Origin of the sequence: Teichococcus aestuarii (assembly GCF_003116135.1) — a bacterium.
GTDB lineage: Bacteria > Pseudomonadota > Alphaproteobacteria > Acetobacterales > Acetobacteraceae > Pseudoroseomonas > Pseudoroseomonas aestuarii.
Genome location: NZ_PDOA01000001.1, coordinates 361,940 through 385,285, shown reverse-complemented (window position 1 = coordinate 385,285; position 23,346 = coordinate 361,940). Strand labels below are relative to the sequence as shown.

16 protein-coding genes are annotated in these 23,346 nt (G+C 71.6%); 13 read left to right on the top strand and 3 right to left on the bottom strand.

Going from position 1 to position 23,346, the window contains the following annotated elements:
• Positions 1-212 precede the first annotated feature (212 nt).
• The gene (locus tag CR165_RS01820; protein WP_109515239.1) at positions 213-782 is read left to right on the top strand and encodes a sigma-70 family RNA polymerase sigma factor; all 570 of its coding nucleotides are present in this window, start codon (positions 213-215) and stop codon (positions 780-782) included.
• Positions 783-867: 85 nt separating this feature from the next.
• Here the strand turns inward: CR165_RS01820 and CR165_RS01815 are convergent, their stop codons facing one another.
• On the bottom strand, positions 868-1,275 hold the full coding sequence (locus CR165_RS01815; RefSeq protein WP_109515238.1) for a PRC-barrel domain-containing protein: 408 nt from the start codon (positions 1,273-1,275) through the stop codon (positions 868-870).
• Positions 1,276-1,438: 163 nt separating this feature from the next.
• Here CR165_RS01815 and CR165_RS01810 point away from each other — a divergent pair, with 163 nt between their 5' ends.
• The 5 genes from CR165_RS01810 (at position 1,439) to CR165_RS01795 (ending at position 3,558) form a co-directional block, all read left to right on the top strand.
• Positions 1,439-1,642, top strand: coding sequence for a hypothetical protein (locus tag CR165_RS01810; RefSeq protein WP_109515237.1), 204 nt, complete (start codon positions 1,439-1,441; stop codon positions 1,640-1,642).
• A gap of 184 nt (positions 1,643-1,826) precedes the next feature.
• Entirely contained in the window at positions 1,827-2,117 is a 291-nt protein-coding gene (locus tag CR165_RS01805) for a con-10 family general stress protein (protein ID WP_245906048.1), read from the top strand.
• A gap of 62 nt (positions 2,118-2,179) precedes the next feature.
• On the top strand, positions 2,180-2,392 hold the full coding sequence (locus tag CR165_RS01800) for a hypothetical protein (protein WP_109515235.1): 213 nt from the start codon (positions 2,180-2,182) through the stop codon (positions 2,390-2,392).
• Between the two features lie 19 nt (positions 2,393-2,411).
• Positions 2,412-2,714: a hypothetical protein gene (locus CR165_RS24370; protein WP_146201809.1), complete on the top strand. Its 303-nt coding sequence runs from the start codon at positions 2,412-2,414 to the stop codon at positions 2,712-2,714.
• Between the two features lie 205 nt (positions 2,715-2,919).
• On the top strand, positions 2,920-3,558 hold the full coding sequence (locus CR165_RS01795; RefSeq protein ID WP_181377962.1) for a PA2169 family four-helix-bundle protein: 639 nt from the start codon (positions 2,920-2,922) through the stop codon (positions 3,556-3,558).
• A 58-nt stretch (positions 3,559-3,616) separates the two neighbouring features.
• On the opposite strand, the gene egtD is transcribed toward CR165_RS01795, so the two are convergent.
• Both egtD and egtB read right to left on the bottom strand, forming a co-directional pair.
• Positions 3,617-4,564, bottom strand: a complete 948-nt coding sequence (gene egtD, locus CR165_RS01790; protein WP_109515233.1) for an L-histidine N(alpha)-methyltransferase — start codon at positions 4,562-4,564, stop codon at positions 3,617-3,619.
• 5 nt (positions 4,565-4,569) lie between these two features.
• A complete protein-coding gene (gene egtB / locus CR165_RS01785) occupies positions 4,570-5,766 on the bottom strand; it encodes an ergothioneine biosynthesis protein EgtB (RefSeq protein ID WP_245906046.1) in 1,197 nt (398 codons plus the stop codon).
• Between the two features lie 220 nt (positions 5,767-5,986).
• On the opposite strand from egtB, the gene CR165_RS01780 reads away from it, so the two are divergent.
• The 7 genes from CR165_RS01780 to treY are packed head-to-tail and all read left to right on the top strand — an operon-like array spanning position 5,987 to position 23,294.
• Positions 5,987-9,229, top strand: a complete 3,243-nt coding sequence (locus CR165_RS01780) for an alpha-1,4-glucan--maltose-1-phosphate maltosyltransferase (RefSeq protein WP_219929659.1) — start codon at positions 5,987-5,989, stop codon at positions 9,227-9,229.
• Positions 9,230-9,232: 3 nt separating this feature from the next.
• Complete coding sequence (treS, locus tag CR165_RS01775; RefSeq protein ID WP_109515231.1) at positions 9,233-12,517, top strand: maltose alpha-D-glucosyltransferase; 3,285 nt, start codon at positions 9,233-9,235, stop codon at positions 12,515-12,517.
• Between the two features lie 3 nt (positions 12,518-12,520).
• A complete protein-coding gene (glgB, locus tag CR165_RS01770) occupies positions 12,521-14,686 on the top strand; it encodes a 1,4-alpha-glucan branching protein GlgB (protein ID WP_109515230.1) in 2,166 nt (721 codons plus the stop codon).
• Between the two features lie 4 nt (positions 14,687-14,690).
• Positions 14,691-16,823: a glycogen debranching protein GlgX gene (gene glgX / locus CR165_RS01765; protein WP_109515229.1), complete on the top strand. Its 2,133-nt coding sequence runs from the start codon at positions 14,691-14,693 to the stop codon at positions 16,821-16,823.
• Positions 16,820-18,586, top strand: coding sequence for a malto-oligosyltrehalose trehalohydrolase (gene treZ, locus CR165_RS01760; RefSeq protein WP_109515228.1), 1,767 nt, complete (start codon positions 16,820-16,822; stop codon positions 18,584-18,586). Before glgX ends, treZ begins: the two co-directional genes overlap by 4 nt.
• Positions 18,583-20,625, top strand: coding sequence for a 4-alpha-glucanotransferase (malQ, locus tag CR165_RS01755; protein ID WP_109515227.1), 2,043 nt, complete (start codon positions 18,583-18,585; stop codon positions 20,623-20,625). Before treZ ends, malQ begins: the two co-directional genes overlap by 4 nt.
• Positions 20,622-23,294 (top strand): malto-oligosyltrehalose synthase, encoded by a 2,673-nt coding sequence (gene treY, locus CR165_RS01750; protein ID WP_109515226.1) that lies wholly within the window; start codon positions 20,622-20,624, stop codon positions 23,292-23,294. Before malQ ends, treY begins: the two co-directional genes overlap by 4 nt.
• Positions 23,295-23,346 lie beyond the last annotated feature (52 nt).

Below are 23,346 nucleotides of genomic sequence, written 5' to 3'. Positions count from 1 at the left end.
GGATTCTCCTGCGGGACGGCCGTGCCGCCCCTGTTGGACGAGACGCCCATCCGCCGACCGCCGGCAGATGTGAAGGCGAAGCTCGCTGGCGCCATCCTAGCGTCGTGCGGCGCCTGCGCGCCCACGCCGCATCGCGGCAGCTTCGCCCTCTTTCCGCAACTTCCCACGCCGGGGGGTGTTTCCCGTTTGTCTCCGCTGCAAGACAGGTCACAATGATTCAGATCGACGACGAGCTTCTCGGCTGTCTCCCTGATCTCCGCGCCTATGCACGTTCTCTGACGCGCAACCGTCATGATGCGGATGATCTGGTGCAGGATGCCGTGCTTCGCATCCTCCACGCGGCCGATCGTTACCAGCCAGGAACAAACTTCAAGGCCTGGGCGTTCACGATCCTCCGCAACCGCTTCCTCAACGAATTCGTCGCCAAGCGCAAAGCCACCCGGGAGTTCGACGAAGGGGAGATGGAGCGCGTGCCGGTCGGGGCACGGCAGGAGGACGGGCTGGAGCTTTCAGATTTCCAGCGGATCTTCCACCGGCTTCCGGAGGACCAGCGTTCGATCCTCACCCTCGTCGCCGGCTCCAACATGCCCTACGAAGATGTGGCGAGGGTGCTCAACTGCGCCGTGGGAACCGTCAAGAGCCGCGTCCACCGCGCCCGCTCCGCCCTGCTGGCATTGCTGGAGGAGGAAAAGCTCCAGCGTTCCGTGCCACAGCGCCGCATGGCGCTCCGTCCCAGCGCCCGCGCCCTGGCCGCCGAGGAACAGCGCCGGCTGAGCTTCTGAAACCTCCCCTGCTTCGGTCTGCCCCCATGGTCCCGGGTAGTCCGGGGCAGCGTGGAGGCATTTCCCTCCTCGTCCCCCGCCGGCCTCAGAGGCCGTCACGGGATCCGTAGGGCGAGGGGCCGTAATAGCCGCGCACTCGGCCGCTCCACAGCTCATCGGACCAGTCCACCGTCTCGCCCGCCTTGTAGGAGGGCGCATCGGCCAGCTGCTCTTCCGTCACGTCGACCACGTATCCGCCCAGCCCGACATCGTAGCGGAGCTGGTTCCAGGGCAGCGGAAAATGCGAGCCCCCGAAGCCGAGAAAGCCGCCGAAGGACAGGACGGCGTACTCGACCCGGCCCTGCACCTTGTCGATCATCAGCGTGTCGATCGAGCCCAGCCGGTTGCCGGAGGTGTCGTAGACCGCGGTGCCCTCTACCCGGTCGGAGGCAATGAGCGCGGCGCGATCCTGACGGGCAGCGGCGCCGGGCTGATTCTGGATCGGTTCTGACATGGAAACCTCTCCCACTGGTTGTTTGTCTCGCGGGGAATAACGCGGCGGCCGGTTCATGGTTCCACCGCAACCTGCAACTCTGCCCAGGCCGAGGCTTTTTCCCAGCATCACGGGCGCATCCCTTTCGCGGGAGCATCCCGTCTGCCAGAGGAGTTCCACAGGTATGTCCGATACCAAGAATGACCCTCCCGCGCGCGAGCGGGTGATCGAGCCGCCGCCGGGACATCACAGCGCCCCGATGCCGGACAAGCCCATCGACACCACCCAGGCACGCCAGGGCGTCACCTTCGGCCACATGCGCTGGGTGCTGCTGATCTCGCTCGTGCTGGTGATCGTCGCCTTCGCGCTGGCCGCCGCCTTCAGCTGACCGAAGGCGATGGCTGCGGGACCAATCACAGGGAAGTTTTCGGGGGGAGTGGCCGAGCTGGCCCTGCAACCGGAACTTGGCCACGGCGGAGCGGTTGATGGCAAGCCTGGGCCAAGCGGTGCCGGGCTTCGTTGTCCACCTCCGGCCGTGTGGCAAGCCGCGCGGCTCCCGAAGGGAGTTTCCCATGTCCCAGTCCCGCACCGGCAGTGGCAAGCAAGGCTTCGCATCAATGGATGAGGCGAAGCAGCGCACCATTGCTTCCAAGGGCGGCCAGAGCGTGCCCGCCGCCAAGCGGAGCTTCGCGCAGGATCCGGCCCTCGCCGCCGAGGCCGGCCGCAAGGGTGGCCAGGCCGTGCAGGCTGCCGACCGGTCCTTCTCGCGCGATCGCACCCTCGCCGCGCAGGCGGGCCGCAAGGGCGGCCAGGCCACGCACGGCCGCACGCAGCAGAAGAGCCCGCCTTCCGACGAAACCTGAGACGCTGGCCGGCGCGGCAGCGCCGGTCCGCCCTCCCCCAACCGGCCCCGCAGGAGCCTTCCATGGCCATCGACAGCATCGTGCCCCTGACCACCCGTTCCGCCGCCGACAGCCCCTCCTACGCTCTGCGCGCCGCGCTGGCGGAGCGTCTGGCGGCGCATCGGCAGATGGCGCGGGAAGCCGGCGCCGTGCTGACGCAGCTGCGGCCGCGCCCTGAGGTGGAGCGCGACCGCGGCATGGCCCTGATGCCGGCCAAAGTGGCCAGCGCCGCCTGAACGGGGCAAGGAGCCAGACATGTCCAACACCCGCCCCCCGCCGCGTCCGCCCCATGGCGATGGCGAGGCTGAGGCCCCGGAGGGGCAGCGCGCGGCGAAGCAGGCCCAGCTGACGCCGGAAACCGGAGCCGGTGGCGTGGCGCCGAGGGACCCAGCCAATGCTCCCTCGGAACCCAGCCCGGAACCTCCCTCGCCCGGCACCTCGCACGAGCAGGACCCCGATCCGAAGCCCTTGCCGGAAGGGGCGCAGCGGCAACTGCCCGACACCCAGTACGGCAAGGCCGGCCCGATGAACCCGCCCCCCGAGACGACCAAGCCCTGAGGAGCGGAATCGGGGAGGCGCGCCCGCGGCCATGCCCTGTGCCGGGCCGGCAGGGTGCCGGGCCGGCAGGGCCTCATCTTCTACCGCCTCCGGCCCTGCCGAGATCACGCTCGTGGGCGGCCAAGCTGGAACGATCGGCGGGTCTCGGGCGTTCTTCCGGCAGAGCGGCCGTGCCCAGCATGGCCCTGTAAGCTGGAGAACAGGCATGACAACAAGCGAAGATAAGATGGTCGCCGCCGCCGACGGGATCGAGCCCTCCGCCCTCAAGACCCTCAGCGCCTACCTGCATGACAGCCACCGCGGCTACGACCAGGGCCGCCGCCTGACCCATGACCGGTTCCTCCGTATCGAGTTCACGGAACTCGCGGAGAAGCGCGAGAAGATGGCGCAGGATGTGGATGCCCTGCTGCGGCAGCATGACGAGGCGCCGCGCAAGGGCGGCAGCACGCTGGGGGCGGCGCACCGTGCCTTCCTCGACCTGAAGGGTACGCTGTTCGGCCAGGGCCGGCTGCGGGTGCTGCGCGAGGTGGTGCGCGGCGAGGCGGCGCTGGAAGATGCGTATGACGAGGCCCTGGCCGCCGACCTGCCGATGGAGGCACGCCAGTTGCTGCAGCGCCAGCACCGCCAGGTGCGCGCCACGCGCGACCGCTATGCCGCCATGCTGGACCATGACGAGCCGCAGGAGCAGGCGCTGGCCCTGCAAGGCAGCGGGCTGGTCGCGCGCTTCAACCGCCTGACCCAGCCGGTGACGAGCAACCCGATCCTCTCCGCCATCGTCGTCACCGCCGTGTCCGTGCTGACGGCGCGGCTGCTGCGGAGCCGCTCCTCCCACCGCTACCGCTGAGCAGGATGCAGGGGGAAGGCAGCGCCTCCCCCCATCCGCCGGCCTCCCCTCCTGCGGCTCAGGCCGCCAGGAGGTGCAGGGAGAACAGGCCCTGCGGGTCCTGCCACACTGCCTCGGGCCGCCAACCCGTCTCGCGCGCCATGGCCTGGAAGGCCTCCGGTGCGCGCTTGTAGCTGTTCTCGGTATGGATGCTCTCGCCGGCGCTGAAATGGATCGTCTCGCCGGCCACCGAGACGGATTGCGCGGTGTCGCTGCGCAGATGCATTTCGATGCGGCTCTCCGCCACGTTCCACACCGCCTGGTGTGAGAACCGCGCCAGGTCGAAATCCGCCGCCGCCTCGCGGTTCAGCCGGTGCAGCAGGTTGAGGTTGAAGGCGGCTGTGACGCCGGCGGCGTCGTCATAGGCGGGGATCAGCACCGCCGGCGATTTCGGCAGGTCCACCCCGACGAGGAAGCGCGCCCCCTGCCCGAGCGAGGCGCGCACCGCGCCCAGGAAGGCCAGCGCCGCCTCGGTGTCGAGATTGCCGATGGTGGAGCCGGGGAAGAAGCCCAGCAGCGGTGCCGGCAGCGGCGGCAGAGCGATGCGCCGGTTGAAGTCGCACACCTGCGGATGCACCGCGACGGCGGGGAAGCGCGCGCGGATCTCCCGCGCCGAGGCCTTCACGGCCCCCTCCGCGATGTCGAGCGGCACGTAGGCGGCCGGCGCCTCCAGGGCGGAGAGCAGCAATGCCGCCTTGGTGGCGGAGCCCGCGCCGTATTCCACCACCGAGGCGCCGCGCCCGATGCGTGCGCGCAGCTCCGGCCCCACCTGCCGCAGCAGCGCGAGCTCGGTGCGGGTCACATAGTATTCCGGCAGGGTGGTGATGGCCTCGAACAGCCGGCAGCCCTCGGGATCGTAGAGCAGATGCGGCGGCAGGGTCTTGCGCGGGGCGGCGAGGCCGCGCAGCGCGGTCTCGGCAACCAGCGGGTCGAAGGCGCTGGCCTTGGCGGTGGCGACGGCACGCATGCGGGTCACTGCTCCTCGGCGAGGCGGAGGCCGGTGAACTGCCAGCGCCGGTCGGGATGGAAGAAATTGCGGTAGGTCAGCCGCGCATGATCGGGCGGCGTGGCGAGCGAGCCGCCGCGCAGCACCATGGTGTTGATCATGAACTTGCCGTTGTACTCGCCCACCGCGCCCGGCGGCGGGCGGAAGCCGGGATAGGGGCGGTAGGCGCTGCCGGTCCATTCCCAGACGAAGCGGCCGGCATCCTCCAGCAGGCCGCGGCGGGCGGCGGCCTCCCACTCCTCCTCCGTCGGCAGGCGCTTGCCGGCCCAGCGGGCGAAGGCATCCGCCTCGTACCAGCTGACATGCCGCACCGGCGCCGCCGGATCGAGCGGGCGCAGCCCGCCGGGCGTCATCTGGCACCACTGGCCGCCGCGCTTCTCCCAGTAGAGCGGGGCTTCCCAGCCGCCCTGCTGCGCCGCGCCCCAGCCCTCGGCCATCCAGAGCAATGGCTGGCGGTAGCCGCCATCGGCGATGAAGGCACACCACTCGGCGTTGCGCACCAGCTGCGAGGCGATGCGCCCGGTGGGCACCAGCGCGTCGTGGCAGGGCCGCTCATTGTCGAAGGCGAAGCCGGAATGCAGCGCGCCGATGCGCACGATGCCGCCCTCCAGCGGCTGCATCGCCGCGCTCTCGCGCGAGGGGGGCGCCGGCTCCTGCCAGTCCGGGATCATGGCGGGGCGCAGCGGGTTGAAGGAGAAGGCGTGCAGCAGATCGGTGATCAGCAGCTCCTGGTGCTGCTGCTCGTGCTGCAGGCCCAGCTCGACGAGATCGGCCAGCTCCGCCGTCGCGCCGCGCTCCAGCAGGCGCTCCATCGCCGCGTCCACATGGGCGCGGTACTCTCCCACCTCGCTGGCCGAGGGCCGGGTGAGCAGCCCCCGCTGCGGCCGGGCGTGGCGGGGCCCGACCTGTTCATAATAGGAGTTGAACAGGTAGGAGAAGCGCTCGTCGAAGGGGGTGTAGCCGGGGAGGTTGGGGCCCAGCACGAATTGCTCGAAGAACCAGGTGGTGTGGGCCCGGTGCCATTTGGCGGGGCTCGCATCCGGCATCGACTGGATGCACTGATCCTCATCGCTGAGGGCGGCCGCGAGGCGGTCGGTGTGCTGCCTGACCCGCCGCCAGCGCGCGGCGAGGACGACGTCCTCCTTCTCCGCGACGCTCAGCACCGGGATGCGTTCCGCCAGTGCCGGAAGTGGCCGGGATGGAAGTCTGGCATGGGCGCCCTCCCTCATCGTGGTTGGCCGGGCACACACCCGGCCTGAGCGCTAACGGTGCCGGCGCCGGGAGGTTGCGGGATTGCGGCCCTTCCTCACGCAACCTTGGGCGGCGCCCGGCGTTGCGAGCCCACAGCCTTCCACGCCACCGGCGACAAAGGACGCATCTCTCTTGCCTGATGCCGCTTTCCCCAACGCCATCTATTACATGAACCCCCTTGCCGTCGGACCCCTCACCGGAGCGATGGATCTCTGGAAGGAGGAGTTTGGGCGCGTCGCCGCGCTGGGCTTCGGCAGCGTGGCCCTGGCGCCGCCTTTCGAGCCCGGCCTGGAGGGCGACCTGTTCCAGCCGCGCGACCTCGCGCGGCTGCACCCGGCGCTGGGCGGCGGCGCGGCGCTGGAGGCCCTGCGCGGGCTGGCCGAGGCGGCACGCGCGCAGGGTCTCTCGGTGATCCTCGACCTGCCCACGGCCCGGATGGCGCGCGACGCCGTCCTGCTGCGCCAGAACCCGGGCTGGAAGGCCGGCGACCCCGACCGGGACGCGCCGCCGGACCCGCGTGGCCAGCCGGGGGTGGCGCTGGCTGATCCCGCGCCGGCCGCCCTGCGGTCGTGGTGGGCCGCCCGGCTCGTGGAATGGGCGCAGGCCGGCATCGCCGGCTTCCGTTGCCTTTCGCCCGGCGCGGGGAAGGCGTTCTGGCAGCCGCTGATCTCCGCCACGCGCGAGGCGGCGCCGGATACGGCCTTCATCGCCTGGGCGCCCGGCCTGCCGGCCGGCGCGGTGCCGGGGCTGGCGGGCGCTGGCTTCGACCTCGTGGCATCCTCCCTGCCCTGGTGGGATTTCTCGGCCGCGTGGTGGCCGGACGAGGTAAGCCGCCTCGCCCCCGTGGCGCCGCTGCTGGCGGCACCGGAGGCGCCCTTCGCCCCGCGCCTCGCCACCCGCCATGCAGACCGTGCCGAGGCTGGCCGCGCCGCGCTGCGCGCCCTGCGCTTCGCGGCCCTCTCCGGCACGGCCTGGATGCTGCCGATGGGCTATGAGTATGGCGCCATCCATCGCATGGGCCAGGGCGCTGGCGAGGCCCGCGATTTCGCCGCGCTGCGCCGCGCGCCAAGGCTGGACCTGACGGGGGCGGTGCGCGAGGCCAATGCGGAGCGTGCCCGGCTGCCCGCCGCGCAGGGCCGCGCCGCGCCAGCCCTGCTCTCCGCCCCGCACGCGCCGGTGGCGCTGCTGCGCGAGGCTGCGGACAGCCGGATGGTGGTGCTGGCGAACCCCTCCCTGCGCCACCCCGCGAAGCTCTCCGCCGCGCAGGTCACCGGATTGCTGCCCCGGCCGGGCAGCCTGCCGCAGAACGCCATCACCGCCGAGGGCCGGCTTGCGCTGGCGCCGGGAGAAATCCGCAGCATGCCGATCGACGACGTGGCCGATATCCAGCTGCCTCTGGCCGATGAGGGAGAGGCCGTCGGCCAGGCCATCTCGGCGCCCCGCATCGCCATCGAGGCCATGCAGCCGGCCGTGGACATGGGCCGCTTCCCGGTGAAGCGCCCGGTGGGCCAGGCGGTGATCGTCACCGCCGACGTGTTCACCGAGGGGCACGGCAAGATCGCCGTCCGCCTGCTCTGGCGCGCCGCCGACGCCGAGGGCTGGCGCGAGGTGCCGATGGTGCACACGGTGAACGACATCTACACCGCCGCCTTCGTGCCCGAGCGGGTGGGCCGGCACGAATACACGGTGGAGGCCTGGGTCGACCACTACGCCGCCTTCCGCGACGAGATCACCAAGAAGCATGCCGCCGGCGTGCGCATCGCGCTGGAGCGGCAGGAGGGGCTGATCCATCTGGAGAAGGCGCAGCCGCGCCTTTCCGGCGCCGAGGCGGAGGCGCTGGCCGGGCTGGTCGCGCAGCTCCGCAGCGCCGACGACGCGACGGCCGTGGCCCTGTTCACCGCGCCCGAGACGGTGCGGCTGATGACGCTGGCCGATGACCGCCCCTTCCGCGTGCGCGAGGCCCCGCTGCCGCTGGATGTGGAGCGCCGCGCCGCCGGCTTCTCCTCCTGGTACGAGATCTTCCCGCGCTCGCAGAGCGGCGACGCCAACCGCCACGGCACCTTCGACGACGTGATCCGCGCCCTGCCCCGGGTGCGCGACATGGGCTTCGACGTGCTCTACTTCCCGCCCATCCACCCGATCGGCAAGAAGAACCGCAAGGGGCGCAACAACACCCTGACGCCGGGGCCGGACGATCCGGGCAGCCCCTACGCCATCGGCTCCGAGGAGGGCGGGCACGACGCCGTGCACCCCGAGCTCGGCACCATCGAGGATTTCCGCCGCCTGCGGGACGCCGCCGCGCAGCACGGGCTGGAGCTGGCGCTGGACTTCGCCATCCAGTGCTCGCCCGACCACCCGTGGCTGCGCGACCACCCGGAATGGTTCGAGTGGCGCCCGGACGGCTCCATCCGCTACGCCGAGAATCCGCCGAAGAAGTACGAGGACATCGTCAACGTCGATTTCTACAAGCCCGGCGCCATGCCGGCCCTGTGGCTGACGCTGCGCGACATCGTGCTGTTCTGGGTGGGCGAGGGCGTCAAGCTGTTCCGCGTGGACAACCCGCACACCAAGCCCCTGCCCTTGTGGGAGTGGATGATCGGCGAGGTGCGGGCGCGCGATCCGGAGGTGGTGTTCCTCTCCGAGGCCTTCACGCGGCCGAAGGTGATGTACCGGCTGGCCAAGGTGGGCTTCGGCCAATCCTACACCTACTTCACCTGGCGCAACACCGCCTGGGAGATGCAGCAGTACCTGGAGGAGCTGAACCAGCCGCCGGTGCGCGACTTCTTCAAGCCGCATTTCTTCGTCAACACGCCCGACATCAACCCGGTCTTCCTGCAGAACAGCGGCCGGCCCGGGCACCTGATCCGCGCCGCGCTGGCGGCCACCCTCTCCGGCCTCTGGGGCGTCTACAACGGCTTCGAATTGTGCGAGGCGCGGCCCGTGCCGGGCAAGGAAGAGTACCTCGACAGCGAGAAGTACGAGATCAAGGTGTGGGACTATGACCGCCCGGGCAACATCACCGGCGAGATCACCGCGCTGAACCGCATCCGCCGGCAGAATCCGGCGCTGCACTCGCATCTCGGCGTCACCTTCCTGCGCTCCAACCACGAGGGCATCCTGCTCTACGTGAAGATGACGCCGGAGCGGGAGAACGTCGTCCTGGTCGCGGTCTCGATGGACCCGCACCAGGCGCTGGAGAGCCATATCGAGCTGCCCCAGTACGCGATAGGCCTGCCGAACGGCGCCGGCCTCGTCGCCGAGAACCTGATGCAGGGCGGTGAGGAGGTGTGGCAGGGCACCCACCGCCGTCTCCGCCTCGACCCGCACGCCATGCCCTTCGCCATCTGGCGCCTCCGCGCCGCCGACAAGGCCTGATCCATGCCGCGTAACGACAAGCCGCACATGCCGGAAGATCCGCTCTGGTACAAGGATGCGGTGATCTACCAGCTCCACATCAAGTCGTTCTTCGATTCGAACGATGACGGCGTGGGCGACCTGCCCGGCCTGATGGCGAAGCTCGACTACATCGCCTCCCTCGGCGTGGACGCGGTCTGGCTGCTGCCCTTCTACCCCTCGCCGCGGCGCGACGACGGCTACGACATCGCCGAGTACAAGGCCGTCCATCCCGAATACGGCTCGATGGCCGACATCAAGCGGTTCATCGCCGCGGCCCATGCGCGCAACATCCGCGTCATCACCGAGCTGGTCATCAACCACACCTCGGACCAGCACCCCTGGTTCCAGCGCGCGCGCCGCGCCAAGCCCGGCTCCGCGCATCGCGACTACTACGTGTGGTCCGACACCGACAAGAAGTACGACGGCACCCGTATCATCTTCCTGGATACGGAGAAGTCGAACTGGACCTGGGACCCGGTGGCCGGCGCCTATTTCTGGCACCGCTTCTACAGCCACCAGCCGGACCTGAACTTCGACAACCCGCAGGTGATGAAGGAAGTGCTCTCCGTCATGCGCTTCTGGCTCGATGCCGGCGTGGACGGGCTGCGGCTGGACGCCATCCCCTACCTGATCGAGCGGGACGGCACCAACAACGAGAACCTGCCCGAGACGCATGTCGTCCTGAAGAAGATTCGGGCGGCGCTCGACGCGCATGCGCCAGGCCGCATGCTGCTGGCCGAGGCCAACCAGTGGCCGGAGGACACGCAGCAGTATTTCGGCGATGGCGACGAATGCCACATGTCTTTCCACTTCCCGCTGATGCCGCGCATGTACATGGCGATGGCGCAGGAAGACCGCTTCCCGATCACCGACATCCTGCGGCAGACGCCCGAGATCCCCGAGAACTGCCAGTGGGCGATCTTCCTGCGCAACCATGACGAGCTGACGCTCGAGATGGTGACCGACAAGGAGCGGGACTACCTCTGGGAGACCTACGCCTCCGACAAGCGCGCGCGCATCAACCTCGGCATCCGCCGCCGCCTGGCGCCGCTGCTGGAGCATGACCGCCGCCGCATCGAGCTGATGAACTCGCTGCTGCTCTCCATGCCCGGCACGCCCGTGATGTATTACGGCGACGAGATCGGCATGGGCGACAACATCCATCTCGGCGACCGCGACGGCGTGCGGACCCCCATGCAGTGGTCGCCCGACCGCAATGGCGGCTTCTCCCGCGCCAACCCCGCCAAGCTGGTACTGCCCGCCGTCATGGACCCGGTCTATGGCTTCGAGGCCGTCAACGTCGAGGCGCAGTCGGCCGACCCGCATTCGCTGCTGAACTGGACGCGGCGGATGCTGGCGGTGCGGCGGCGCCACCAGGCCTTCGGCCGCGGCAGCTTCGGCTACCTGTATCCCGGCAACCGCAAGGTGCTGGCCTATCTGCGCGAGTATGAGGGGGAGACCATCCTCTGCGTCTGCAACCTCTCGCGCAGCGCGCAGGCGGTGGAGCTCGACCTCTCGCAATTCGCCGGGCGCGTGCCGGTGGAGCTGCTCGGCGGCACCTCCTTCCCGCCGATCGGGCAGCTCACCTACCTGCTGACCCTTCCCCCTTATGGCTTCTACTGGTTCGTGCTGGCCACGGAAGCCGCTATGCCCACCTGGCACACACCGGCCCCCGAACCCATGACCGAGCTTTCCACGCTGGTGATGCGCAGCGGCCTCAACGAGGTGCTGGCACCCGCCTCCCGCAAGGTGCTGGAGCAGGACGCCCTGCCCAAGTACCTCGCCAAGCGCCGCTGGTTCGCCGGCAAGGATGGCGGCGGCGCGCTGCAGCCGCGCCTCGCCTTCGCCGAGGCGCTCGCCGGCCGCACCGTCGAGGTGCTGCTGGCCGAGGTGGAGGTGCCCGAGGGCGAGGGCCAGGCGCGCTACCTGCTGCCCCTCGGCATCGCCTGGGAGGATGAGACGAGCGCCGCGCTGCCGCAGCAGCTGGCGCTCGCCCGCATCCGCCGCGGCCGCCGCGTCGGCGTGCTGACGGATGCCTTCGCGCTCGACGTCCTGCCCTGGTCGGTGCTGCGCGGCCTGCGCGAGAAGGCGGTGATGCCGCTCTCCGAAGGCGAGATCCGCTTCCTGCCCACCTCCCTGCTGGAGGGGATGGACATTCCGCAGGATGCGGAGATCCGCCGCCTCTCGGCCGAGCAGTCCAACTCCTCGCTGATCATCGGCGAGCACGCGGTGCTGAAGCTGGTCCGCCGCGTCACCGAAGGCATCAGCCCCGAGACGGAGATGACCCGCCATCTCACCGAGAAGGGGTTCGGCCAGACCGCGCCGCTGCTGGGCGAGGTGGTGCGGGTGACGCCGGACGGCACGCCGCGCACCCTCGTGGTCGTGCAGGGCTTCGTCCGCAACCAGGGCGATGGCTGGGGCTGGACCACCGACTACCTGACCCGCACCGTCGGCCAGATCGCCATGACCGAGGGGCCGGCGGGCGAGCAGGAGGACGTGTTCTCCAACTACACCATGTTCGCCACCGCCCTCGGCCGGCGCCTGGCGGAGATGCACGCGCTGCTGGCCGAGGAGAGCGAGGACGCCGCCTTCAACCCGGAGCCGGCCACGGAGAAGGATGCGCGCGGCTGGGCCAAGGGCGCCCGCACCCAGATCGAGGCGGCGCTGCGCGCCATCGGCGGCGTGAAGGACTGGGCCAGCCCCGAGGATGCCGAGCGCGCCGCCCGGCTGCTGGAGGGCAAGGCCGCGCTGCTGGCCTCGGTCGATGGCCTCGCCGCCGCCGCCGAGGGCGCGCTCAAGACGCGCATCCATGGCGACTTCCATCTCGGCCAGGTGCTGGTGGTGCAGGGCGATGCCTGCATCATCGACTTCGAGGGCGAGCCGGCCAAGACCCTGGCGCAGCGCCGCGCCAAATCCTCGCCGATGCGCGACGTGGCCGGGCTGCTGCGCTCCTTCGACTATGCCGTGGCCACGGTGATGCCGGAGCTGCAGGCTGCCGCGCCGGAAGGCGATGGCCGCCCGGCGGTGCTGCTGGAGGAGTTCCACAGCCGCGCCAGCGCCGCCTTCCTCGACGCCTACCGCGCCGTGCATGCCGAGACGCCGCGCCCCTGGGTGCGGCCGGAGGCGGAGACGGCGCTGCTCGACCTCTTCCTGCTGGAAAAGGCCGCCTACGAAATCTGCTACGAGGCCGCCAACCGCCCCGCCTGGCTGCGCATCCCGATGCGCGGGCTGGATGAGCTGGCGCAGCGCCTCCCGGCGAAGGACTGACGCATGGCCGAGACCACGCTGCCCCCCGAGGCCATCCACGCCCTGGCGGAGGGCCGCCATGGCGACCCCTTCGCCGCGCTGGGCCCGCATGACACCCCGGCAGGGCGTGTGGTGCGCACCATGCTGCCCGGCGCCACCGCCGTCTCGGCGGTGGCGGAGAATGGCACCCTGCATCCGCTGACGCCGCTCCACGCCACCGGCCTGTTCGAGGGCCCGGTGCCGGCCGGGAACTACCGGCTGCACATCGACTGGGGCGGCGTGGTGCAGGAGGCGGAAGACATCTACGCCTTCGGCCCGCTCCTCGGCGAGCTGGACATCCACCTGCTGAAGGAGGGCACCCACCAGGATATCGCCCGCTGCCTTGGCGCCCACCCGATGGAGGTGGAGGGCGTGCCCGGCGTGCGCTTCGCCGTCTGGGCGCCCAATGCCAAGCGTGTCTCGGTGGTGGGTGATTTCAACAGCTGGGATGGCCGCCGCAACCCGATGCGGCTGCGCCAGGAATGCGGGGTGTGGGAGATCTTCATCCCCCGCCTCGGCGTCGGTGCCGTCTACAAGTTCGAGCTGCTGGACCCGAATGGCAGCATCCTGCCGCTGAAGGCCGACCCCGTGGCCTGGCAGGCCGAGCCCGCCCCCGCCACCGGCTCGATCGTGGCCGATACCGCGGCCATCCGCGCGGCGCCGCGCGAGATCCCGCCCGGCGACCCGGCGACGCGCCCCATGGCTGTCTACGAGGTGCATGCCGGCTCCTGGATGCGCGGCGAGGGCAATGCTCCCCTCTCCTGGGAGGAGCTGGGCGACAAGCTGATCCCCTATGTGCGGGAGATGGGCTTCACCCATGTCGAGTTCCTGCCCGTCATGGCGCATCCCTTCGGCGGCTCCTGGGGCTACCAGCCGCTCGGGCAGTTCGCGCCGCAGGGCGATTTCGGCCCGCCGGAGCATTTCGCGCGCCTCGTGGAGCGCTTCCACGAGGCCGGAATCGGCGTGATCCTCGACTGGGTGCCGGCGCACTTCCCGACCGACACGCACGGCCTGGCCCGCTTCGACGGCACCGCGCTCTACGAGCACGCCGACCCGCGCGAGGGCTTCCACCAGGACTGGAACACGCTGATCTACAACCTCGGCCGGCGCGAGGTGCGGAACTTCATGATCGGCAGCGCGCTGCACTGGCTGGAGCATTACGGGGTGGACGCGCTGCGCGTCGACGCCGTGGCCTCGATGCTCTACCGCGACTACAGCCGCAAGCATGGCGAGTGGGTGCCGAACATCCATGGCGGGCGGGAGAACCTGGAGAACATCTCCTTCCTCCAGGAACTCTCCAACGTCGTCGCCGAGCGCTGCCCGGGCAGGCTGCTGATCGCCGAGGAGAGCACCGCCTTTCCCGGCGTCACCCGCAAGGCCAGCGAGGGCGGCCTCGGCTTCGACTTCAAGTGGAACATGGGCTGGATGCACGACACGCTCCACTACATGGAGCGCGACCCGATCTACCGGCAGTACCAGCATGGCAGCATGACCTTCGGCATGGTCTACGCCTATTCCGAGCGCTTCATGCTGCCGCTGAGCCATGACGAGGTGGTGCACGGCAAGGGCTCGCTGATCGGCAAGATGCCGGGCGACGAGTGGCAGAAATTCGCCAATCTCCGCGCCTACCTGGCCTTCATGTGGACGCATCCGGGCAAGAAGCTGCTCTTCATGGGCGGCGAGATCGCCCAGGTGCGGGAGTGGAACCACGACCGCTCGCTGGACTGGCACCTGCTGGACGACCCACGCCATGCCGGCCTGCAACGCCTGCTGCGCGACCTCAACCGCCTGTACGCCACGCTGCCCGCCCTGCACGCGCTGGATTGCGACCCGGCCGGCTTCCGCTGGGTGGTGATGGACGATGCCGTGAACAGCGTGCTGGCCTTCCTGCGGCTGGGGCCTGAGGGCAGCGCGCCGGCGCTGGTGGTCTGCAACCTGACGCCGGTAAACCGCACGGCCTACCGCCTCGGCGTGCCCTTGGACGGCGCCTGGCGCGAGGTGTTCAACTCGGACGCGGCCATCTATGGCGGCGCCAATGGCGGCAATGGCGGCCGCGTGCAGGCGCAGGCGATCGCCTCGCACGATTTCGAGGCCTCGCTGGCGCTGGAACTGCCGGGCCTGTCCACGCTGGTGCTGACGCCGGAGGGCTGATCCCTTGCCCCTGCTCCCCGACTGGCTGCTGCCGGGCCGTCCCGACCCGCTCGGCGCCACCTGGGACGGGCTGGGGATCAACTTCGCCGTCTTCTCGGCCCATGCGACCCGGGTGGAGCTGTGCCTCTTCGATCCCTCGGGCCGCAAGGAGATGGCGCGCCTCCCCCTGCCGGAATGCACGGACGAGGTGTGGCACGGCTACCTGCCCGAGGCACGCCCCGGGCTGATCTATGGCTACCGCGCGCACGGCCCCTACCACCCGGAGCAGGGCCACCGCTTCAACCCGAACAAGCTGCTGCTCGACCCTTATGCGCGGCAGCTCTCCGGCACCCTGCGCTGGTCGGACGCGCTGTTCGGCCACCGCCACGGCCCCGGCCGCACCGACCTCAGCTTCGACCGGCGGGACAGCGCCGCCGCCATGCCGAAGGGCGTGGTGGTGGACGACGCCTTCAACTGGGGCGACGACCGCCCCCCCGCCGTGCCCTGGGACCGCACGGTGATCTACGAGGCGCATCTGCGTGGCCTGACCATGCGGCGGGAGGATCTGGTGCCCCGCGAGCGTGGCACCTTCGCCGCCCTGGCCAGCCCGCCGATGATCGAGCACCTGCTGAAGCTCGGCGTCACGGCGGTGGAGCTTCTGCCGGTGCAGGCCTTCCTGCAGGACCGCTTCCTGGTGGAGAAGCGCCTGCGCAACTACTGGGGCTACTCCCCCCTCTCCTACTTCGCGCCGGAGCCCGCCTATCTCGCCAGCGGCGGGCTGGACGAGATCCGCGTCGCCATCCGCCGGCTGCACGCCGCCGGCATCGAGGTGATCCTCGACGTGGTCTACAACCACACCTGCGAGGGCGATGGGCTCGGCCCCACCCTCTCCTGGCGGGGGCTGGACAATGCCAGCTACTACCGCCTCCAGCCCGGCGAGGAACGGCGCTACATCGACGAGACGGGCTGCGGCAACACGGTGAACCTCGCCCACCCGCGCGTGCTGCAGATGGTGATGGACAGCCTGCGCCACTGGGCCACCGCCTACCGCGTGGACGGCTTCCGCTTCGATCTGTGCAGCACGCTGGGGCGGGAGGGCAACAACGGCTTCGACCCCGGCTCCGGCTTCTTCGACGCCATCCGCCAGGACCCGGTGCTCTCCCGCCTGAAGCTGATCGCCGAGCCCTGGGACATCGGGCCGGGCGGCTACCAGCTCGGCCACCACCCCCCCGGCTTCTCGGAATGGAACGACCGCTTCCGCGACGGGGTCCGCCGCTTCTGGCGCGGCGATGCGGGGCTGCGCCCCGATCTCGCCGCCCGCCTCTCCGGCTCCGGCGACCTGTTCGAGAAGCGCCGCCGCCGCCCCTGGGCCTCGGTCAACTTCGTCGCCGCGCATGACGGCTTCACGCTGGAGGACCTCGTCAGCCACGCGGAGCGGCACAACGAGGCCAATGGCGAGGAGAACCGCGACGGGCATGGCGAGAATTTCAGCGCCAACTGGGGCGTGGAAGGCCCGACCGACGACCCCGACATCCTGGAGCTGCGCGGCCGGCTGAAGCGCGCCATGCTGCTGACGCTGCTCGCCGCGCACGGCACCCCCATGCTGCTCGGCGGCGACGAGTTCGGCCGCACCCAGCGCGGCAACAACAACGCCTATTGCCAGGACAATGAGGTGTCCTGGTTCGACTGGGCGCTGGCCGCCACCCCGGCGGGGCAGGAGCTGGCCGCCTTCACCGCCCGCGCCGCCGCGCTGCGCCGCCAGCACCCCACCCTGCGCAGCCCCGTCTTCCGCCACGGGCAGACCGAGCCCCTGCCCGGCATGCCCGACACCGCTTGGTTCGACGCCGATGGCGCGCCGATGACGCCGGAGCGCTGGAACGATCCCGAGGGCCGCGTGTTGCTGCTGCGGCGTGCCGGCCCGGCCCGCGGCGAGGGGGCGGAGAGCGAGGGGGTGGAAGTGACGCTGCTGCTGCTGAACGCCTCCGGGCGGGACCGGGTGGTGACGCTGCCCTCCCCCGCCCTGGCCTGGATCTCGGTGCTCGACAGCGCCGAGCCGGAGGCGCCCGGCCATCCGGTGGGCGGCGCAACCCTGCGTCTGGCCGCACGTTCCGCCCGTCTGCTGGTGGCATTGCCGCCCCTTGAGGATCATCCCGGATGACGCGACGCTTCTCCTACGGCCCCTCGCCCGATGCCGGCGGGCAGACCGGCTTCCGCCTCTGGGCTCCCGGTCAGCCGGGGGTCACCCTGGAACGCCGCGACGCCGAGCCGGTGCCGATGCAGGCCGCCGACGATGGCTGGTGGGAATGCACCGTGCCGGCGCCGCCCGGCACCCGCTACCGCTATGCCCTGGGCAACGGCCCCACCGTGCCCGACCCCGCCTCGCACGCCCAGGATGGCGACGTGGATGGCTGGAGCGTGGTGGTGGACCATTTCGCCTATCGCTGGAAGCAGGGCGACTGGCGCACCCACCCCTGGCCGCAGAGCGTGGTCTATGAGCTGCACGCCGGGGCCATGGGGGGCTTCCGCGGCATCATGGCGCAGCTGCCGCGCCTGGCGGCGCTCGGCGTCAACACCATCGAGCTGATGCCGGTGAACGACTTCGCCGGCAGCCGCAACTGGGGCTATGACGGCGTGCTGCCCTACTCGCCGGACGAGACCTACGGCACGCCGGACGACCTCAAGGCGCTGGTCGATGCCGCGCATGGCCATGGCCTCGCGGTGATGCTGGACGTGGTCTACAACCATTTCGGCCCGTCGGGGAATTACTGGCACAGCATCGCGCCGGACTTCTTCCGCAAGGATGTCAGCACCCCCTGGGGCGACGCGATCGACTTCCGCGAGACGCCGGTGCGGGACTTCTTCATCGAGAACGCCATCTTCTGGCTGACCGAGTACCGCTTCGACGGGCTGCGGCTGGACGCGGTGCACGCCATCCCGGATGCCAGCTTCCTGCCCGAGCTGTCCCGCCGCGTGCGCGAGGCCGCCGGCAGCCGCCGCGTCTATCTGGTGCTGGAGAACGAGAACAACGACGCCACGCTGCTGGAGCACGACTTCGACGCGCAGTGGAACGACGACGCGCACCACTGCCTGCACGTGCTGCTGACCGGCGAGAAGGATGCCTATTACGCCGACTATGCCGACCGCCCGGCCGGGCACCTGGCCCGCTCGCTGGCGGAGGGCTTCGTCTACCAGGGCGAGGAATCGGCCAATCTCGGCCATGCGCGCGGCAAGCCGAGCGGCCACCTGCCGCCCTCGGCCTTCGTCAATGCGCTGCAGAACCACGACCAGGTGGGCAACCGTGCCTTCGGCGACCGCATCTACACCCTGGCCCCTGCCGATGCGGTGCGCGCCGCGCTGCTGCTGAAGCTGCTGGCGCCGCAGGTGCCGATGCTGTTCATGGGCGACGAGTTCTTCTCCGAGCGCCCCTTCCTGTTCTTCACCGGCTTCCCCTCTGAGGATCTGGCGAAGGCGGTGCGCGAGGGGCGCCGCAAGGAATTCGCCAAGTTCGCCGCCTTCGCCGACCCGGAGAAGCGCGAGCGCATCCCCGACCCCAACGCCCCCGGCACCTTCGAGGCCAGCCGCCTCGACCTCTCGGAGCGCGAGAAGCCGGCCCAGGCGGAGGCGGAGCGCTTCGTCACCGACCTGCTGAAGCTGCGCGCCCGCCGCCTCGCCCCGTATCTGGCCGAGGCACGCTCGCTTGGCGCCGAGGCGCTGGGCACCCATGGCGTGCGGGCGCAGTGGCGGCTGGGCGACGGCTCGCTCCTGACCATCCTGGCGCAGTTCGGCGACACCGCCATCCCCGCCCAGCCCGGCCCCGGCACGCTGCTGGCGGAATCGCTGCCCGGCCTCGGCGCCGCGGTGGCCGAGAACGGCATCGGGCCCCGCGCCGCCATCGCCTGGCTGCAGGAGCCCGCGGCATGAGCCAGGACCCTGCCCTGCGGCGTCTGGCCCGCGCCGTCGGGCTGATGATCGACTGGGAGGACGCCAACGGCCGCAGGCACCAGACCACGCCGGAGACGCTGCGCAGCGTGCTGGGCGCGCTGGGCCTGCCGGCCGATGGCGAGGGCGCGCTGCGCGACAGCGCCGCCCGGTTCCGCGCCGCGCACCGCGCCCTGCCGCCGCTGCGCACGGCCGAGCCCGGCATCGACATCCGCCTGCCGCTGCCGCCCGGACGCTACAGCCTGACCGCTGAGGATGGCACCCAGGTGGAAGGCATGGCCGAGGCCGCGCCGGGCGGCGCGCGCCTCGCCGCCCCCGCCCTGCCCGGCTACTACACGCTGGAACTCTCCGGCCAGGCCCTGACCCTGGCCGTGGCGCCCGCGCATGGCCACCGCATCGAGGATGCCTGCGAGGGCCAGGCCGCCTGGGGGCTGGCGGTGCAGCTCTACTCGCTGAAGCGCAGCGGCGATGGCGGCGTCGGCGACTACGCCGCGCTGCGCACCTTCGCCGCCGCGGCGGCGGCGCAGGGGGCCGATGCCGTCGCGATCTCGCCCGTGCACGCGCAGTTCAGCGCCGACCCCAGCCGCAGCAGCCCCTATGCGCCCTCCAGCCGCCTCTGGCTCGATGTGCGCCACGCCGATGGCGAGGACCTGCTGCCCGGCCTGCCGCCCTTCGGCGCGGAGCTGGCCGCCGAATGGGCGCGGCTGGAGGCGCTGCCGATGGTGGAGTGGCCCGCCGTGGCCGCCGCCCGGCTGGCCCGGCTGCGGCAGGTCCACCGCGCCTTCCGCGAGGCGCCGCCCGGCGAGGCACATACGGCCTTCGCGCGCTTCCTGGCCAAGGGCGGCACCTCGCTCACGCGCCATGCCCGGTTCGAGGCGCTGCACGCCGCGCAGCTCGCCGCCGGCCCGGCGCGCTGGCACTGGCGCGACTGGCCCGCCGCACTGCGCGACCCCGAGAGCCCGGAGGTGGCCGCCTTCGCCGAGGCGCAGGCGGAGGAGGTGGCGTTCCATGCCTTCGCGCAGTTCCTGGCCGACCGTGGCCTCTCGGCGGCGCAGCGCGCGGCGCGGGAGGGCGGCGCACGCATCGGGCTGATCGCCGACCTCGCCATCGGCGTCGATGGCGGCGGCGCCGATGCCTGGGCGCGGCAGACCGAGTTCCTCTCCGGCGTCGAGATCGGCGCCCCGCCCGACATCTTCAACGCGAAGGGCCAGAGCTGGGGCATCACCACCTACTCGCCGCACGGGCTGACCGCCAACGGCTTCGCCGCCTTCCGCGAGATGCTGGGCGCCGCCTTCCGTAACGCGGGCGGCGTGCGGCTGGACCATGTGCTGGGGCTGCGCCGGCTCTGGCTGGTGCCGCAGGGCGAGGGCCCCGCCGCCGGCTGCTACCTGCGCTACCCGCTGGAGGACATGCTGCGGCTGGTGGCGCTGGAATCGCACCGCCACAAGGCCATCGCCATCGGCGAGGACCTCGGCACCGTGCCGGAGGGCTTCCGGCCGAAGCTGCAAAATGCCGGCCTCGCCGGCATGCGGGTGATGTGGTTCGAGCAGAGCGGCAAGTCCTTCAAGGACCCGGCGCGCTGGACGCGCGAGGCCGTCTCCATGACCTCCACCCACGACCTGCCCACCGTCGCCGGCTGGTGGGAAGGGCGCGACCTGCTCTGGCGCGAGACGCTCGGCACCACACTGGAAGGCCAGGCGGAGACGCGCGCGGCGGAACGGCCGAAGCTGTGGGAGGCCTTCCGCAAGGCCGGCGTGGCCGAGGGGCCGGTGCCCGGCCCGGAGGATGGCGCGCGGGTGGCCAATGCCGCCGCCGCCTATATCGGCCGCGCCCGCTGCGCCCTGGCCCTGCTGCCGCTGGAGGACGCCGTGGCGGCGGTGGAGCAGCCGAACATGCCCGGCACCATTGACGAGCACCCCAACTGGCGCCGCCGGCTGGACCCGCCGGTGGAGCGCCTGTTCCACGACCCCGCGATCGAACAGCGCCTGCGGGGCCTCGCCCGGGCGCGGAGAGCCCCATGAGCGACCACGCGCAGCCCCACCCGGCCGCCACCACCCACCCCCGCGCCACCTACCGCATCCAGTTCCAAGCCGGCTTCACGCTGGATGACGCGGTGGCCATCGTCCCCTACCTGGCGCGGCTGGGGGTGAGCCATCTCTATGCCTCGCCGCTGCTGCCGGCCGCGCCCGGCTCCACCCATGGCTACGACATCACGGCGCATGACGCGATCAACCCCGCCCTGGGCGGCGAGCCGGCGCTGCGCCGCCTGGTGGCCGCGCTGCGCGCCGAGGGCATGGGGCTGCTGCTCGACATCGTGCCCAACCACATGGGGGTGGACGGCCCGCACAATGCCTGGTGGCAGGATGTGCTGGCCAAGGGGACGGACAGCGCCTACGCCCGCTTCTTCGACATCGACTGGAACTCGGACGACCCGACGCTGAAGGGCCGCATGCTGGCCCCCTTCCTCGGCCGCCCCTATGGCGAGGCGCTGGCGGAAGGCGAGCTGCGCCTGGTGAAGGAAGGCCCCACCGGCCTCGCGGTCGCCTATTTCGACAACCGCTTCCCCATCGCCCCGCGCGACGCCGAGAGCATCCTGGAGGACCGGGACGGCCTGGCGGAGCACGACACGAAGAGCCTGACCGGCGCCGCCCGCCTGCACGCGCTGCTGGAGCGGCAGAACTACCGCCTCGCCTGGTGGCGCACCGCGACGGACGAGATCAACTGGCGCCGCTTCTTCGACGTCACCGGCCTCGCCGGCCTGCGCGCCGAGGAGCCGGAGGTGTTCGACGCCACGCATGAGCTGATCCTGCGCCTCTACGCCGAGGGGCTGATCGACGGCGTGCGCATCGACCATGTCGACGGCCTGGCCGACCCTGGCGGCTATTGCCGCAAGCTGCGCCGCCGCATGGAGAGCGCCGGGCACCGCCGCCCGGCCGGAGCGCCGTCCGGCCCGCCCTACATCCTGATCGAGAAGATCCTCGCCCCCGGCGAGCGGCTGGAGACGCGCTGGCAGACCGACGGAACCACCGGCTACGACTTCATGGACCAGGTCTCCGCCGTGCTGCACGATACGGCCGGCGAGGCGCCGCTCTCCGCCCTCTGGCGCGAGACCAGCGGCAGCGAGGCCGATTTCCACGCCGAGGAGTTCCAGGCGCGCAAGCAGATCCTGCGCGACAGCCTGGCCGCCGAGCTGGATGGCTGCGCCCGCGCCCTGCACCACCTGGCGCGCGGCCATCTGCGTTCGCGCGATTTCTCCTTCAACGCCATCCGCCGGGTGCTGGCGCAGCTCCTGGTCCACTTCCCCGTCTACCGTGTCTATGTGCGCCACGGCACGCCGACGGCGCAGGATGCGGCGGTGCTGCGCCAGGCGGCCGAGGCCGCCCGCGCCAGCCTCAAGCCCACCGACCACGCGGCGCTGAGCCACCTGCTCTACTGGCTGGCCGAGGAGCCGGTGCGCGAGCGGCCGCCGGGCGAGAGCCGCCGCGCCCTGCTGGTGGCGCGCACGCGCTTCCAGCAGCTCTCCTCCCCCACCGCCGCCAAGTCGGTGGAGGACACGGCCTTCTACCGCTACGGCAGGCTGCTCTCGCGCAACGAGGTGGGCTCTAACCCCGGCCACTTCGCCATGCCGCCGGAGACCTTCCACGCCCTGATGGCGGCGCGCGCCACGGAGTGGCCGCATGCGCTGCTCGCCACCGCCACGCACGACCACAAGCGGGGCGAGGATGTGCGGATGCGCCTCGCCGTGCTGTCCGAGATCCCCGACGATTGGGCGGCGGCGCTGCGCGGCTTCCTGGCCGAGAGCCGGGCGCTGGTGCAGGACCTGCCGGACGGCCCGGCGCCCACGCCCGGCGACGCGGTGATGCTGCTGCAGATGGTCGTCGCCTCCTGGCCGCTGGGCCTGCCGGTGACGGACCGCGCCGGCATCGGGGCCTGGGTGGAGCGGCTTTCCGGCTGGCTGCAGAAGGCGATGCGCGAGGCCAAGCGCCGCTCCGGCTGGGCCATGCCGGACGAGGCCTACGAGCAGGCCACCGCCGGCTTCCTGCGCGGCGTGCTGGACGTGGCGGCCCACCCCGCCCTGGCCACGGGGCTGCAGGGCTTTGCCGCGCGCATCGCCCTGCCGGGGGCGCTGAAGAGCCTGGCGCAGACGACGCTGCGCCTGACCTGCCCCGGCGTGCCGGATGTCTATCAGGGCACCGAGTTCTGGGACGAATCCCTGGTGGACCCGGACAACCGGCGCCCGGTGGACTACGCCGCCCGCCGCGCCGCGCTGGCGCGGAATGCGGAGCCGGCTGGCCTGCTGGCCGACTGGGCCTCGGGCACGGTGAAGCAGGCGCTGATCCACCGTCTCCTGCTCGCCCGGGCCGAGGCACCCGCGCTGTTCACCGCCGGGCACTATACCCCGCTGCCCCTGGAAGGGGCGCAGGCGGGGGCGATGCTGGCCTTCCTGCGCCAGGAGGCGGGCGAGGCCCTGCTGGTGGCGGTGCCGCGCCTCTCCGTGCCGCTGCTGGGCCGCGGGGAGACCCTTTCCGTGCCTGATAGCGTCTGGGGCGACACGCGGCTGGTGCTGCCCCCGGCGCTCTCCGGCCGCTCCTGGCGCTGCCTGCTGACGGGCGCCTCCGTGCCCGCCGGGGATGCGCTGCCGCTCGCCGGCCATCCGCTGCCGCTGCGGGTGCTGCGCGCCGCGGGCTGAGCCCGGAAGCCGGGGCGCCACCGCCCCGGCTTCCCCAGTCCGCGCCGGGAGG